Here is a 15,296-nt window from a genome sequence, read left to right as displayed (position 1 = left end):
ATAATGGCAAAAGAATATGATTTAGTCATCGTTGGCGGCGGTACTGGTGGATATGTTGCTGCAATTCGTGCATCACAACTAGGGTTAAAAACTGCACTAGTCGAAAAAGAAAATCTTGGTGGTACTTGTTTACACAAAGGATGTATTCCTAGTAAAGCTCTTTTACGTAGTGCGGAAGTATATGCAACTGCTAAAAAAAGCGAAGAGTTCGGAGTTATTGCAAGCAATGTAGAACTAAACTTTGCGAAAGTACAAGAGCGTAAAGAGAAGATAGTAACGCAGCTTCATAAAGGCGTTCAACATTTAATGAAACAAGGTAAAATTGATGTGTTTGAAGGTATTGGCCGTATTCTTGGCCCATCTATTTTCTCTCCGATGCCAGGGACAATTTCAGTTGAACTTGCAAGTGGAGAAGAGAATGAAATGTTAATTCCAAAAAATGTACTTATTGCAACAGGTTCTCGTCCAAATTCATTACCAGGTTTAGAATTAGACGGAGAGTACGTAATGTCTTCAGATCATGCTCTAAAAATGGAAACGCTTCCTAGTTCGATTATTATCGTTGGTGGCGGTGTAATCGGTATTGAGTGGGCATCTATGCTTGCTGACTTCGGTGTAGAAGTTACAGTATTAGAGTATGCGAAAACGATATTACCACTAGAAGATCAAGATGTTTCAAAAGAAATGCAACGTCTATTCAAGAAAAAAGGTATTAAAGTGGTAACTGGTGCAAAAGTATTACCAGAAACATTGGTAAAAGATAATGGAGTAACAATCCAAGCTGAACACAACGGTGAAAATAAAGAATTTAAAGCAGAAAAAATGCTTGTATCTGTAGGAAGACAAGCGAATACGCAAAATATTGGCTTAGAGAATACAGATATCGTTGTGGAAAAAGGATACATTCAAACAAATGAGTTTTATCAAACGAAAGAATCGCATATTTACGCAATTGGAGATGTAATCGGTGGCCTGCAACTTGCTCACGTTGCTTCTCATGAAGGAATTGCTGCAGTAGAACATATTGCAGGGAAAGAAGTTACACCAATTGATTACTCTATGGTATCAAAATGCGTATATAGCAGTCCAGAAGTTGCTTCTGTCGGTTTAACAGAACAAGAAGCAAAAGAAAAAGGCTATAAGTTAAAAGTAGGTAAGTTCTCATTCCGCGCAATCGGAAAAGCACTTGTATACGGAGAATCAGATGGTTTCGTAAAACTTGTAGTTGATGAAGAGACAAATGACATTCTTGGTGTTCATATGATTGGACCACATGTAACAGATATGATTTCTGAAGCTGGTCTTGCAAGAGTACTTGATGCAACACCTTGGGAAGTAGCACATACAATTCATCCGCATCCATCATTATCTGAGGCGATTGGTGAAGCAGCACTTGCTGTAGATGGAAGAGCGTTACACGCATAAAAATGTGGATTTAGGAGGTTATGAAAAATGGCAGAAGTAAAAGAAAAGCGCCATGAAGAGCTTGGCTTAAGTGATGAGCAAGTATTAGAAATGTTCCGTACGATGTTACTTGCACGTAAAATCGACGAACGTATGTGGTTATTAAACCGTGCTGGTAAAATTCCATTCGTAATTTCTTGTCAAGGACAAGAGGCTGCACAAGTTGGAGCGGCGTTCGCTCTTGATAGAGAGAAAGATTATGCATTACCATACTACCGTGATATGGGTGTTGTACTAGCATTTGGTATGACAGCTAAAGAGCTTATGTTGTCTGCTTTCGCGAAAGCTGGAGATCCAAACTCTGGTGGTCGTCAAATGCCTGGTCACTTCGGTCAAAAGAAAAATCGTATTGTTACAGGTTCATCTCCAGTAACAACGCAAGTACCACATGCAGTTGGTATTGCATTAGCTGGAAAAATGGAGAAGAAAGATTTAGTAACGTTCGTTACATTTGGAGAAGGTTCTTCAAACCAAGGTGACTTCCATGAAGGGGCAAACTTTGCTGGTGTACACAAACTACCTGTTATTTTTATGTGTGAAAATAACAAATATGCAATCTCTATTCCAGTTGAAAAACAATTAGCATGTAAAAACGTATCAGATCGTGCGATTGGTTACGGTATGCCTGGATATACAATAGACGGAAACGATCCGCTTGCAGTATATAAAGCTGTAAAAGAAGCAGCAGATCGCGGTCGCCGTGGTGAAGGCCCAACTTTAATTGAAACAGTATCATATCGTTTAACAGCACATTCTAGTGACGATGATGATCGTGTTTATCGTGATAAAGAAGAAGTAGAAGAAGCAAAGAAAAAAGATTCAATTATAACATTCGCGGCTTATTTAAAAGAAGCTGGTGTATTAACTGAGGAATCGGAAAAACAAATGTTAGACGAAATTATGCATATCGTAAATGAAGCAACAGAATATGCAGAAAATGCTCCGTATGCAGCACCTGAAGATGCATTGAAGCACGTATACGCAGAATAGGGGGGAACGTTTCATGGCTGTAATGTCTTATATTGATGCTATTACATTAGCAATGCGCGAAGAAATGGAACGCGATGAGAAAGTATTCGTTTTAGGAGAAGATGTTGGTAAAAAAGGTGGCGTGTTTAAAGCGACACACGGTTTGTATGATCAATTTGGTGAAGATCGTGCGCTTGATGCACCGCTTGCAGAATCTGCAATTGCTGGGGTAGCAATTGGTGCGGCAATGTATGGTATGCGTCCAATCGCTGAAATGCAGTTTGCTGATTTCATCATGCCAGCAGTAAACCAAATTGTTTCTGAGGCAGCAAAAATTCGTTATCGTTCTAATAATGATTGGACTTGTCCAGTTACAATTCGTGCACCATTTGGCGGGGGTGTTCACGGTGCATTGTATCATTCACAATCTGTAGAAGCGATGTTTGCAAACCAACCAGGTTTAAAAATCGTTATCCCTTCTACACCATATGATGCAAAAGGCTTATTAAAAGCAGCCATTCGTGATGAAGATCCAGTATTATTCTTCGAACATAAACGTGCATATCGTTTAATTAAAGGTGAAGTGCCGGAGGATGACTACGTATTACCAATCGGAAAAGCAGATGTAAAACGTGAAGGTGATGATATTACAGTTATCACGTACGGATTATGTGTTCATTTTGCTCTTCAAGCGGCTGAAAAGTTAGCACAAGATGGCATCTCTGCACACATTCTTGATTTACGTACTGTATATCCATTAGATAAAGAAGCAATCATTGAAGCAGCTTCTAAAACAGGTAAAGTTCTTCTTGTAACAGAAGACAATAAAGAAGGAAGCATTATGAGTGAAGTGGCAGCAATTATTGCTGAAAACTGTCTATTTGATTTAGATGCGCCAATCGCACGTCTTGCAGGTCCAGATGTTCCAGCAATGCCATATGCACCAACAATGGAAAAATTCTTTATGGTAAATCCAGATAAAGTTGAAAAAGCAATGCGTGAACTTGCGGAATTTTAATCGGGGGGACTATACATGGCTGTAGAAAATATTACAATGCCTCAGCTCGGGGAGAGCGTTACAGAGGGCACAATTAGTAAATGGCTCGTTAATGTTGGCGATCACGTAAACAAGTATGATCCGCTTGCAGAAGTAATGACTGATAAAGTAAATGCTGAAGTACCATCTTCTTTCACGGGGATTGTAAAAGAGTTAATCGCTGGTGAAGGTGATACGTTAGCTGTAGGTGAAGTAGTTTGTGTGATTCAAGTAGAAGGCGCAGATGAAGTAGCAGCAACAGCTGTTGAGGAAAAAACGAAAGAAGAACCAAAGGCAGAAGTAGCTACGTCTGAAAAAGCACCGAAAGTAAAACAACCAACTGATGGAAAACCACGTTTTTCACCAGCTGTGTTAAAACTTGCGGGTGAGCATAACGTTGATTTAGATCTAGTAGAAGGTACGGGAGCAAACGGCCGTATCACTCGTAAAGATATTTTAAAGCTAGTGGAATCTGGAAATATTCCGCAAGCAGGTGCAGCGAAGAAAGAGGAAGCTGTAGCGGCAGTAGTAGAAGCTCACCCAGAAGCACCAAAAGCAGCACCAGTAGCGCAAAAAGTAGAAGCTGCGAAACCAGTTTCTGTACCTACAATGCCTGGAGATATCGAAATTCCAGTAACAGGTGTGCGTAAAGCAATCGCAGCAAACATGTTACGTAGTAAACATGAAGCACCACATGCTTGGATGATGATTGAAGTAGATGTGACAAACCTTGTGTCATACCGTAACTCAATTAAAGGTGACTTTAAGAAGCGTGAAGGCTTTAACTTAACGTTCTTTGCTTTCTTCGTAAAAGCAGTAGCACAAGCGTTAAAAGAGTATCCTCAAATTAATTCAATGTGGGCTGGCGATAAAATTGTTCAGAAGAAAGATATTAACCTTTCTATCGCTGTTGCAACAGAGGAAGAACTATTTGTACCAGTAATTAAGCAAGCGGACGAGAAAACAATTAAAGGTATCGCTCGTGAAATTACAGAACTTGCAGGAAAAGTACGTACGAAATCGTTAAAAGCAGACGAAATGCAAGGTGGAACATTTACAATTAATAACACAGGATCATTCGGTTCTGTTCAATCTATGGGTATTATTAATTACCCACAAGCGGCTATTTTACAAGTTGAATCAATTGTAAAGCGCCCAGTAATTATGGATAATGGTATGTTCGGTGCTCGTGACATGGTTAACTTATGTTTATCACTTGATCACCGAGTACTTGATGGTTTAATTTGTGGTAAGTTCTTAGGGCGTGTTAAAGAAATTTTAGAAAACATGTCAGAAAATAATACATCTGTATATTAATAAAAAGCTCGCTTATGCGAGCTTTTTATTATCTTATTTCTTCATCTACATCCTACTATATGTATAAATATCTTTCCCAGTAATCTTACAATAAACGATTATGTATTAGGAATTTACGAAAATACATTGCTGATATATGGTATATGGATATAAAATAAGAAAAGAATAATTTTTTTGGCAAATCTTACTGATGAAACTGTAGTATAATATATTGTATTGTATGAAAAAGAGAGTTATTCTATATAAGTGTTTTATAGATAATGTGTAATCAGTCGTCAAAACATGAAGAATGTTGACTCCTGGTTTTTTATTTTTGCCGTAACAATGTTTCAGGAGGATGTCATGAAAAGAAGTACCGAGTTTCTAAAAAGTTTAGATGTAAAATTAATTTTAATTTTGTGTGCACTATGTGTGACGAGTATAGCTGCTATATATAGCAGTCAGCAAACGGGACAGTATGGAGCTGCAAACTTTGCTATGAAACAAGGTGTTAACTACATAATTGGGGTTGTATTGTTACTTCTTGTTGCAAGCATTGATTTAGATCAGTTACAAAAATTATCTTGGCCGCTTTATATTGCTGGGTTTGCTTCACTTATTCTTTTGAAAGTATTACCACCATCAGGTTTTACACCTGAAAAATTAGGTGCAAAAAGATGGTTTGTTTTCCCAGTATTTGGACAAATTCAGCCGTCTGAGTTTTTCAAAATTGCATTGCTACTTGTAGTAGCGAGTATAGCAGTAAAACATAATGCACAGTATATGGCAAGGACATTCCAAACAGATTTAAAGCTAGTAGGTAAAATTATGCTAGTGTCACTTCCACCTATGGCGGTTGTATATAGTCAACCTGATACAGGTATGGTGTTCTTATATGCTGCTGCTATTGCATGTATTTTATTTATGTCAGGTATTCAAAAGAAATTGATAGCATTATGTACAGTTATTCCGTTGACCATATTATCTGCTTTAATATTTATTTTCTTTAAGTATCAAGATTTTTTCTATAATAATTTAGTTACTTTACTAAAACCTCACCAACAGTCGCGTATTGTAGGTTGGTTAAATCCATTTGAAAATGCAGATCAAGGTTATCAAACGCAACAATCGATTTTAGCTGTAGGTAGTGGAGGAATGGAAGGTAAAGGGTTTGGGGGAGGAAGCGTCTATATCCCAGAGAAGCATACTGACTTTATTTTCGCTACAATTGCCGAAGAAGGTGGATTTATCGTAGCAGCCTTAGTTGTCTTCTTGTTCCTATTACTACTATATCGAACAATTATTATTGGTTATTCCGCTGATAATTTATTTGGTACATTATTATGCGCTGGATCGATCGGTATATTAACAGTTCAAATATTCCAAAACATCGGTATGATCGTTGGATTAATGCCTGTAAAAGGTATTGCATTACCTTTCTTATCGTATGGGGGAAGTTCCTTATTCTCGAATATGATTATGATGGGGCTCATACTATCGGTACGGAAAACGTATAAAAAATATATGTTTTCAGTTAAGTAAAAAAAGCTGGTTCGTTTTTAAACGAACCAGCTTTTTTACATATATGCTCATAAACGTTGCAAACTAAAACAGGTTAGCAGTTTGAGACGGGTAAGGAGTGCAAAGTGATGCATATGCATATTTTTGAAGGAGCACGGCATCTTTCTAGTAGTGAATGGGTTATTCGGGCTATTATAGCATACATATTTTTAATATTAGTTGCGAAAGCGATGGGACAAAGGTCTATCGCACAACTTCGTTTTTTAGATGTTGTATTAGTGTTATTGCTTGGTGGGAATATTTCTAACGCATTGTCTGATGAAAAAGTAGGGTTACTGGGCTCGATGATTACAACGTTCATACTCGTTGTACTTCATATTATAAGCTCAGTTTTAATGCTGAAATGGGATAGATGGAGACGTTTTTTAGAGCCAGCACCTATCATTCTTATACATAATGGTTCCATTGATTTTAGCAATTTGAAAAAGGCGAGAATTACCGTGGAATATTTGTTTTCGGAACTTCGTATGCGAAATGTGAGCGATATTCAAACGATTAAATTAGCATTATGGGAAGCAAACGGTGTCGTTTCTATATTTCGGTATCCAGAATATGAAGCAGTTTCGCGGCTTGATCTTAAAGTGGCGGGAAAAAAATCTCCAGTTTCTTTTGTATTAGTAAAGGATGGGAGGATACAGAAAGATGTTCTTGCATTATTAGGAAAAACAGAAGCTTGGGCGAGAGAATTTCTAGAGGAGAGTACAGAAGTGGAATCTATTATGTTAGCTACAGTAGATGAATCACATAAAATAAATATTTTGTTAAAAAAATGAAAAATATACGCATTTTGTCGTTTCGAACATATGATACAATAGTGTGGACAACGAAAAAGGAGGCGATACGGTGGGATATGTAGAAGAATTACGAAAAATAGTTGGTCATCGCCCTTTAATTTTAGTTGGTGCTGTTGTACTCGTTATAAATGAAAATGGATATGTTTTATTGCAGCAGCGGACAGAGCCGTACGGAAAATGGGGGCTACCTGGTGGGCTAATGGAGCTTAGTGAATCACCAGAAGAAACAGCTTATCGTGAAGTATATGAAGAGACAGGAATAAAAGTGAAGAACTTGCGACTAATCAATGTATTTTCTGGAGCGAACTACTTTACAAAATTAGCAAACGGTGATGAATTTCAATCTGTAACAACCGCCTATTATACGGATGAATACGAAGGGGATTTTGTTATGAATAAAGAAGAAGCAGTTCAGCTTAAATTCTTTTCAGTAACAGAACTACCTGACTATATTGTAGGATCGCATAAAAAAATGATTGCTGAATATATGAAGATTATGGAAAAAAAGATATAATCATAGTGAAAGAAATACAAAAACACAGTTCTGGTTGGTAGTCCAGACGCATGATTCCATGTCAGTAACCTTCCCCTCCGGGATGTCCCGTATTTCTAATCTTTTAAAGGAGGGGCTGTCAATGGATTTGACAGTATATCACGATGGCCAATTTTTTGTTGGAATCATTACATGCAAAGAAAAAGGGAAATTGTATGGAGCGAGGTATATTTTTGGGGCGGAACCGTCAGATGAAGAAGTGCTTATGTTTGTGAATAGTTCACTTTTAGAGCATTTTCAGCACTTTGCAAAATGTGGTGTAGAAATTAAAGAAAAACAGCGTCCTAAAAACATAAAGCGTACCATACGACAAGCAGCAAAAGAAATAAATATTAAACGTTTTACTAAGGCGCAAGAGGCGATTAGTTTATCTTATGAATTGCATAAACAAGAAAAGAAAGTGCAGTCTAAAGAGAAGCGAGAAGCTGAAAAAGAAAGAAGACGTTTAATGAAAGTACAAAAAGCAAAGCAAAAACATCGTGGTCATTAAAGAAAAGGTGTTAGAGCAAGAGCTCTAACACCTTTTCTATACTGAAATACAAGTAAACTTACTTGTATTTCATAAACATTAACTGGTAAGATACAAATAGGTAGTTTTAGAGGAGGGAAAAGAGTGATTAATTTTAACTTTTTTATGAATGATGTTGTCCGCCAAGCGCGTGAAGAGATTGTCTCTGCTGGATATACAGAATTGACGACGCCAGTAGCGGTAGAAGAAGCGTTTAAAAGAAATGGAACAACACTTGTAATGGTAAACTCTGTATGTGGTTGTGCAGGTGGTATTGCTCGTCCTGCTGCTGCGCATTCCGTACATTATGATAAACGTCCTAACCACCTTGTAACGGTGTTTGCAGGTCAAGATAAAGAAGCGACAGCAAGAGCGCGTGAATATTTCGAAGGGTACCCACCTTCTTCTCCATCATTTGCTTTATTAAAAGATGGAAAAATTGTAACGATGGTAGAGCGTCATGAAATTGAAGGTCATGAACCGATGCAAGTTATTGCGAAACTACAATCATATTTTGAAGAGAATTGTGAAGAACTATAAAAATAAGAGAAGAGGCGGCACGTCCACAATCAAGTGGATGTGCCGCCTTTTTTATTTATTATTAAAATTTATGGAATATGCATAGTTGTGTTATTTTATGCATCATTTTATACATAAAAAATAGCGTTTATATTGTTTTTTTATTTATTTTTATTTTATATATTGCATAAAAATAAAAGTGCTGATACAATACAAACATCGAATAAATATTCTATTAAACTTTTAAATATACATTATTAGGGGGAAGAAAGATGAAGAAGTTAGTATCAATATCGTTTGCACTTATTTTAATTGTAAGTATATTCAGCGCTTGTAGTAATGGGGAATCGAAAGAAACAAAAGGAAATAAAAAAGTACTCGTAATGGGAACTTCAGCAGATTATAAACCTTATGAATATGTAGATGCGTCAAAGAGCGATGAAATTATCGGCTTTGATGTTGATGTTGCTAAATATATCGGAAAAGAACTTGGGTATGAAGTGAAAGTGAAAGATATGGATTTTGGTGGTTTATTAGCATCTCTTAGTTCAGGAAAAGTTGATTTCGTAATGGCAGGCATGACGCCAACTGCAGAGCGTAAAAATAATGTTGATTTTACAGATATTTATTTTGTTGCGAAAAATATGGTCGTTTCTAAAAAGGATTCTAACATTAAATCTGTAGAGGATTTAAAAGGGAAAAAAGTAGGAGTACAAACAGGGTCTATTCAAGAAGAGAAAGCAGCAGAATTTAAAAAACAAGTAGATTTCCAGGTTGAGGGACGTGACCGTATACCAGAAATCGTACAAGAAATTAAAGCTGGTCGTTTTGACGCTGCAATTATAGAAGACACAGTTGCTAAAAATTATTTAGAGAAAATGAAAGATTTACAAGGAGTTGAAATTAAAGAAGCGCCAGAAGAAGTTGGAGCAGCAATTGCCCTTCCGAAAAACAGTGATAAAACAGCTGAATTTAATAAAGTAATTAAAAAAATGCAAGAAAATGGAGAAATGGATAAATTAGTGAAGAAATGGTTTGGCAGCGGAAAATAAGCTGCCTTTCACTTTTCTGTGAGGGGAATGAAAAGAATGAACTTAGATTTTTCGGCGATTACGCCTTCGATACCATATATACTAAAAGGTTTAGAAGTTACTTTAAAAATTGTAGCAGTATCAGCTTTAGCAGGATTTATTTTAGGAACGCTATTAGCACTTTGTAAAATTGCTAGAATACGAGCATTAAATATAGCAGCAGATTTTTATACATCAATTTTTCGTGGTACACCCCTTGTATTGCAATTAATGATTATTTATTTCGGTGTCCCGCAAATAATTGGTTATGAAATACCAGCATTCTTAGCTGCTGTACTTGCATTTAGCTTGAATTCAGGTGCATACATGTCAGAAGTAATTCGTGCTGGTATTCAAGCGGTTGATAAAGGACAAACAGAAGCAGCAATGGCTTTAGGGGTACCATACGGAAAAATGATGAGAAATATTATTTTCCCTCAAGCATTAAAAAATATATTACCAGCGCTTGTGAACGAATTTGCGACACTTACGAAAGAATCGGCTGTAGTAACAGTAATAGGCGCGACTGATTTAATGCGTCGTGCTTACATCGTAGGCGGTGAGACATTTAAATATCTTGAACCATTACTTTTTGTTGGACTGATTTATTATATGTTAGTCATTATTCTTACATTAGTCGGGAAGGAAATTGAAGGGAGAATGAAGAAAAGTGATTAAAATTGAAAACCTTCATAAATCATTTGGTAAAAACGAAGTATTAAAAGGAATTACAACAACGATTGAAAAAGGGGAAGTAGTTGCAATTATAGGACCTTCTGGATCAGGAAAATCAACATTTTTACGTTGTATGAATATGTTAGAAGCACCAACGGATGGTCACATTTGGATTGGAACGGAAGAAGTAACGAATCCGAAAACGAATGTTATGCATGTTCGTGAAAATGTCGGTATGGTATTTCAACATTTTCATTTATTTCCTCATATGACTGTATTAGAAAATATTACGTATGCTCCTACCAATGTAAAAGGGGTAACGAAGCAAGAAGCTGAAAAGAAAGCTGAGAAACTTTTAGAAAAGGTTGGACTAGTAGATAAAAAAGATACGTATCCAAATCGTCTTTCGGGAGGACAAAAGCAACGTGTAGCAATTGCAAGAGCGTTAGCAATGGAACCCGAAGTTATGTTATTTGATGAACCGACATCGGCGCTAGATCCAGAGATGGTGAAAGAAGTGTTAGAAGTTATGAAATCGTTAGTTACGACAGGAATGACGATGGCTATCGTTACACATGAAATGGGCTTTGCAAAAGAAGTGGCAGATCGTGTTCTTTTCTTGGACGGAGGAAAGCTTGTAGAAGATAGTGCGCCAGAAGAATTTTTTGCAGCGCCGAAAAGTGAACGTGCGCAACAATTTTTACAAAAAATATTGTAATATGAAAAGGTTATGTGAATAATAAGTAGAAAAGGATGACATTGTGTCATCCTTTTTTTATACTAGCTGTAAATACGTTTATACATATAGGAGTAATGATATGTTTAAAATTGGATACCGTACAGTAAAAACAGCAATAGGGACAGGCGCGGCAGTTTTTATTGCTCAGTTATTAGGGTTGGAATTTTATAGTTCAGCAGGTATTTTAGTTATTTTATGTGTACAAAATACGAAGCGCAAATCGCTTCAAGTGTCGTTACATCGTTTTCTAGCTTGTGTATTATCAATGGTATTCGCGTTTTGTATTTTTGAAACGATCGGCTATACACCACTTGCAATTAGCATATTGTTACTTACATTTATTCCGACTGCAGTAATGCTTAAAATTCAAGAAGGCATTGTCACGAGTTCAGTTATTGTTATGCATCTATATTCATTGAAGCAAATTACATGGCTTATAGTTGGAAATGAAATTGCTATATTAACGATAGGGATTAGCGTGGCGTTATTAGTAAATATGTATATGCCGAGTAGTGAAAATAAGCTAAAAGAGTATCAGGATAAAATAGAGAGCAATTTTAAAACGATTTTGTTTGAAATGGTTGTGTATTTACGAAATCGAGAAAGTAGTTGGAGTGGGGCAGAGCTCATTGAAACCGAGAATATGTTAAATGAAGCAAGAGATTTATCGTTTAAAAAACTTGAGAATGCATTTATGCGAGAAGATGATTATTACTATCGTTATTTTAATATGCGTATGCAACAATTCGAAATTTTAGAGCGAATGATACCACTAGCAGCTTCTTTATCATGGACATATGAACAAGCTGATATGATTGCAGATGTTGTTGAAAACATTGGTAATGCTATTAGCCCTGAGAGTACTGGCGTTATTTCCTTAAGGCAGCTTCAAGAAATGAGGGAATTATTTAGAGACATGCCATTACCAGCTACACGCGAAGAATTTGAGATACGTGCGAAACTTGTTCAACTTGTGTATGAAATGGAACAATATTTACTCATTAAAAGTCGCTTTAAGGGAAAGGATAATATAAAAGAACTTATATAGAAGGTAGGAATTATCTATGCCGTATCTTCTCTCTATCATATTATGTCTTTCTTTATCGCCGATTTGGCCTCTTGGGGATAATCCACGTGCCGGAGATCCTTTTATTATTGTAAATAAAGCAACGAATAAATTAGCTTACATTGACGATGGAAAGATTCAAAAGGTTTTTCCAGTAGCGACAGGGAAAACGAATGAATTAACTCCAGAAGGAACTTTTGATGTTGTAATGAAAGCGAAGGATCCGTATTATATTGCGAAGGATATTCCAGGTGGGTCGCCAAAAAATCCACTTGGGTCAAGGTGGATTGGATTTAATGCAAGAGGAACTGATGGAAGTAAATATGGAATACATGGAACAAACCAACCGAGTTCAATTGGAAAGTATATTTCACAAGGGTGTATAAGAATGAAGAAAAACGATGTGGAATATTTGTTTGATCGCATTCCAATTGGAACGAAAGTATGGATTGTGAAATCGAAAAAATCATTTCAGCAATTGGCAAAAGAAAAAGGAGCCGTTGCATATGAAAAAGCCAACGAAAAGGTTGGCTTTTTCTATTATAATAAGTTGTCTTGACATGTGTACATAACCGTGCGTTAATGAGAATATAGAAAGATAAAATTAGATAAAGGGGTTGCTCATATGTACTTGAATCCAAAACTTTCGTATATGCAGTTTTTTATGGGATTTCTATTTGTTATTACATTCATATTGGCAACTTTTAATATATGTTCTTATCTTGTAGCGATTGTATGTATGGCATTACTTAATCTAACTTTTGTTATTGGAGCATTTCAGCAGAAACAGTATACAAGTTTTGTAATAGCACTTGTAATGTCATTTTCCTTTAGTATTGTAGCGATTGTGTTTTATATAAAATAAACCATCTCGATGTCGAGATGGTTTATTTTGTCATGTGTGAAAAGTAAAAAAAGGACGAACACATCGCCCTTTTTACCAAAACATACTCGCGCCAGCAAGTAATGTTGTTACAAGCATAGAAATCAGCATCACATAAACCATAACTTTTTGAGCTTTTTTATGCATCGTTATACCTCCTTGCAAATCAGTACAATTTCATTGTAACGAGAAATGAAATTATGGACAAGGGGAGAGTGAGGACAAAATTCGGGAGGGGATTGCAAAATATAACAGGAAATTTGAGTGTGTATAGAGAATATAGTAAAAGGGTATATTGTTAATTTTTAGTTGGGCAAGCTGAAGAATGGAGATACGATGATGAAAATATACGAAACAGATCGTTTATACTTAAGGGAAATTGATGAGTCGTATGCTGAAACAGTTCTTCAATATTACGACAGAAATCGTGAATTTTTAAAAGCTTGGGAAGAGTATAGACCGGATGATTTTTTTACGCTAGATTATCAAAAGAAAAAGTTGCAAAAGGATAGAAAAGAGTTCGAAGAAGGGAAAATCATCAGACTATGGATTTTTAAAAAGGGTGATGATACGAAAATAATTGGGTGTATTTCATTTAATTTAATCGTTCGTGGCATTTATCAATCTTGTGTACTCAGTTATAAATTAGATAAAGCAGAGTTAAACAAAGGGTATACGACAGAAGCGCTTAGAAAAGCAATTCAAGTTGCTTTTGGGGAATTTCAGTTACATCGTATAGAAGCTCCGATTATGCCTCGTAATTTAGCATCTATACAAGTAGTAACGAAGATAGGTTTTCAATATGAAGGCGTGTCTAGGAAGATGTTAATGGTAAATGGCGTGTGGGAAGATCATATGCGCTGGGTATTGTTAAATGAGTAATAGAAAGCAGATGGTTATCTAGACATGTAAACCATCTGTTTTTTGTCTTGTATTTCGAAACTTTTGCGAAATTCTGTTATAATTAATAGTGTTACATACATAATGGTAGTGCAGGAGGCGCAGTCTTATGATTAATCAAGAACGTTTAGTAAATGAATTTATGGAATTAGTACAAGTAGATTCTGAAACGAAATTTGAAGCAGAAATCTGCAAAGTATTAACGAAGAAATTTACAGATTTAGGTGTAGAAGTATTTGAAGATGACACAATGGCTGTAACTGGTCATGGTGCAGGTAACTTAATTTGTACTTTACCAGCAACAAAAGATGGTGTTGATACAATTTACTTTACTTCTCATATGGATACAGTAGTTCCTGGTAATGGAATTAAGCCTTCTATTAAAGATGGATATATCGTATCAGATGGTACAACAATTTTAGGTGCGGATGATAAAGCTGGATTAGCATCAATGTTCGAAGCAATCCGTGTTTTAAAAGAGAAAAATATCCCTCATGGTAAAATAGAATTTATTATTACAGTCGGAGAAGAATCAGGTCTTGTTGGTGCAAAAGCATTAGACCGTGAGCGTATTACAGCGAAATATGGCTACGCATTAGATAGCGATGGAAAAGTTGGTGAAATCGTTGTTGCAGCTCCAACACAAGCGAAAGTGAACGCAATTATTCGCGGGAAAACAGCTCACGCTGGTGTAGCGCCGGAGAAAGGTGTATCTGCAATTACTATCGCAGCGAAAGCAATTGCGAAGATGCCACTTGGTCGCATTGACTCTGAAACGACTGCAAATATTGGACGTTTTGAAGGTGGTACACAAACGAATATCGTTTGCGATCATGTACAAATCTTTGCAGAAGCTCGTTCTTTAATTAATGAGAAAATGGAAGCACAAGTTGCGAAAATGAAAGAAGCATTTGAAACAACTGCAAAAGAAATGGGCGGTCATGCAGACGTTGAAGTAAACGTTATGTACCCAGGATTTAAATTTGCTGATGGCGATCACGTTGTAGAAGTTGCAAAACGTGCAGCTGAAAAAATTGGTCGTACACCTTCTCTTCACCAAAGTGGTGGCGGAAGTGATGCAAACGTAATTGCAGGACATGGTATCCCAACAGTTAACTTAGCGGTTGGTTATGAAGAAATTCATACAACAAACGAGAAGATTCCTGTTGAAGAATTAGCAAAAACAGCAGAATTAGTTGTTGCAATTATTGAAGAAGTAGCGAAGTAATGGAATAGAAAAAGC

18 protein-coding genes are annotated in these 15,296 nt (G+C 36.3%); 17 read left to right on the top strand and 1 reads right to left on the bottom strand.

Features of this window, described 5'->3' with window-relative positions:
* Positions 1–3: 3 nt before the first annotated feature.
* The 15 genes from lpdA to ACUN13_RS02190 all read left to right on the top strand — a co-directional run bounded on the left by lpdA (position 4) and on the right by ACUN13_RS02190 (position 13,135).
* The gene (lpdA, locus tag ACUN13_RS02260) at positions 4–1,425 is read left to right on the top strand and encodes a dihydrolipoyl dehydrogenase (RefSeq protein WP_001051289.1); all 1,422 of its coding nucleotides are present in this window, start codon (positions 4–6) and stop codon (positions 1,423–1,425) included.
* Positions 1,426–1,452: 27 nt separating this feature from the next.
* Complete coding sequence (bfmBAA, locus tag ACUN13_RS02255) at positions 1,453–2,454, top strand: 3-methyl-2-oxobutanoate dehydrogenase subunit alpha (RefSeq protein ID WP_000852551.1); 1,002 nt, start codon at positions 1,453–1,455, stop codon at positions 2,452–2,454.
* Between the two features lie 13 nt (positions 2,455–2,467).
* Positions 2,468–3,451 carry a 3-methyl-2-oxobutanoate dehydrogenase subunit beta gene (gene bfmBAB / locus ACUN13_RS02250; protein ID WP_000290071.1) on the top strand — a complete coding sequence of 328 codons (984 nt, stop codon included), beginning with the start codon at positions 2,468–2,470 and terminating at the stop codon, positions 3,449–3,451.
* 15 nt (positions 3,452–3,466) lie between these two features.
* The gene (locus tag ACUN13_RS02245; RefSeq protein ID WP_088343929.1) at positions 3,467–4,786 is read left to right on the top strand and encodes a dihydrolipoamide acetyltransferase family protein; all 1,320 of its coding nucleotides are present in this window, start codon (positions 3,467–3,469) and stop codon (positions 4,784–4,786) included.
* Positions 4,787–5,128: 342 nt separating this feature from the next.
* Positions 5,129–6,307 carry an FtsW/RodA/SpoVE family cell cycle protein gene (locus tag ACUN13_RS02240; protein ID WP_000831181.1) on the top strand — a complete coding sequence of 393 codons (1,179 nt, stop codon included), beginning with the start codon at positions 5,129–5,131 and terminating at the stop codon, positions 6,305–6,307.
* A gap of 107 nt (positions 6,308–6,414) precedes the next feature.
* Entirely contained in the window at positions 6,415–7,119 is a 705-nt protein-coding gene (locus ACUN13_RS02235; RefSeq protein ID WP_000550974.1) for a DUF421 domain-containing protein, read from the top strand.
* 70 nt (positions 7,120–7,189) lie between these two features.
* On the top strand, positions 7,190–7,654 hold the full coding sequence (locus ACUN13_RS02230; RefSeq protein WP_000542551.1) for an NUDIX hydrolase: 465 nt from the start codon (positions 7,190–7,192) through the stop codon (positions 7,652–7,654).
* A gap of 121 nt (positions 7,655–7,775) precedes the next feature.
* Positions 7,776–8,183 carry a YjdF family protein gene (locus ACUN13_RS02225; protein WP_000366588.1) on the top strand — a complete coding sequence of 136 codons (408 nt, stop codon included), beginning with the start codon at positions 7,776–7,778 and terminating at the stop codon, positions 8,181–8,183.
* 144 nt (positions 8,184–8,327) lie between these two features.
* A complete protein-coding gene (locus tag ACUN13_RS02220; protein WP_445423716.1) occupies positions 8,328–8,741 on the top strand; it encodes a BrxA/BrxB family bacilliredoxin in 414 nt (137 codons plus the stop codon).
* Positions 8,742–8,992: 251 nt separating this feature from the next.
* Entirely contained in the window at positions 8,993–9,772 is a 780-nt protein-coding gene (locus ACUN13_RS02215; protein WP_000737675.1) for a transporter substrate-binding domain-containing protein, read from the top strand.
* 36 nt (positions 9,773–9,808) lie between these two features.
* Positions 9,809–10,468: an amino acid ABC transporter permease gene (locus tag ACUN13_RS02210; protein ID WP_445423650.1), complete on the top strand. Its 660-nt coding sequence runs from the start codon at positions 9,809–9,811 to the stop codon at positions 10,466–10,468.
* Positions 10,461–11,183, top strand: coding sequence for an amino acid ABC transporter ATP-binding protein (locus ACUN13_RS02205; protein WP_000590206.1), 723 nt, complete (start codon positions 10,461–10,463; stop codon positions 11,181–11,183). The genes ACUN13_RS02210 and ACUN13_RS02205 overlap by 8 nt, the downstream gene beginning before the upstream one ends.
* A gap of 100 nt (positions 11,184–11,283) precedes the next feature.
* Positions 11,284–12,252 (top strand): aromatic acid exporter family protein, encoded by a 969-nt coding sequence (locus ACUN13_RS02200; RefSeq protein WP_000472671.1) that lies wholly within the window; start codon positions 11,284–11,286, stop codon positions 12,250–12,252.
* Positions 12,253–12,268: 16 nt separating this feature from the next.
* Entirely contained in the window at positions 12,269–12,829 is a 561-nt protein-coding gene (locus tag ACUN13_RS02195) for a L,D-transpeptidase (RefSeq protein WP_001146566.1), read from the top strand.
* Positions 12,830–12,895: 66 nt separating this feature from the next.
* Positions 12,896–13,135 (top strand): DUF3894 domain-containing protein, encoded by a 240-nt coding sequence (locus ACUN13_RS02190; protein WP_000281167.1) that lies wholly within the window; start codon positions 12,896–12,898, stop codon positions 13,133–13,135.
* Between the two features lie 72 nt (positions 13,136–13,207).
* Here the strand turns inward: ACUN13_RS02190 and prli42 are convergent, their stop codons facing one another.
* Positions 13,208–13,300 (bottom strand): stressosome-associated protein Prli42, encoded by a 93-nt coding sequence (prli42, locus tag ACUN13_RS02185; RefSeq protein WP_000549040.1) that lies wholly within the window; start codon positions 13,298–13,300, stop codon positions 13,208–13,210.
* Between the two features lie 189 nt (positions 13,301–13,489).
* Between prli42 and ACUN13_RS02180 the strand changes: the two genes are divergently transcribed.
* Together ACUN13_RS02180 and ACUN13_RS02175 are read left to right on the top strand one after the other, a co-directional pair.
* Complete coding sequence (locus ACUN13_RS02180) at positions 13,490–14,035, top strand: GNAT family N-acetyltransferase (protein ID WP_001987197.1); 546 nt, start codon at positions 13,490–13,492, stop codon at positions 14,033–14,035.
* A 127-nt stretch (positions 14,036–14,162) separates the two neighbouring features.
* The gene (locus ACUN13_RS02175; protein WP_000609803.1) at positions 14,163–15,281 is read left to right on the top strand and encodes a tripeptidase T; all 1,119 of its coding nucleotides are present in this window, start codon (positions 14,163–14,165) and stop codon (positions 15,279–15,281) included.
* Positions 15,282–15,296 lie beyond the last annotated feature (15 nt).

The sequence above is a fragment of the Bacillus cereus group sp. Bce041 genome (assembly GCF_052646455.1).
The sequence above is the reverse complement of the archived record's forward strand: the minus strand, read 5'-3'. Positions and strand labels throughout refer to the sequence as shown.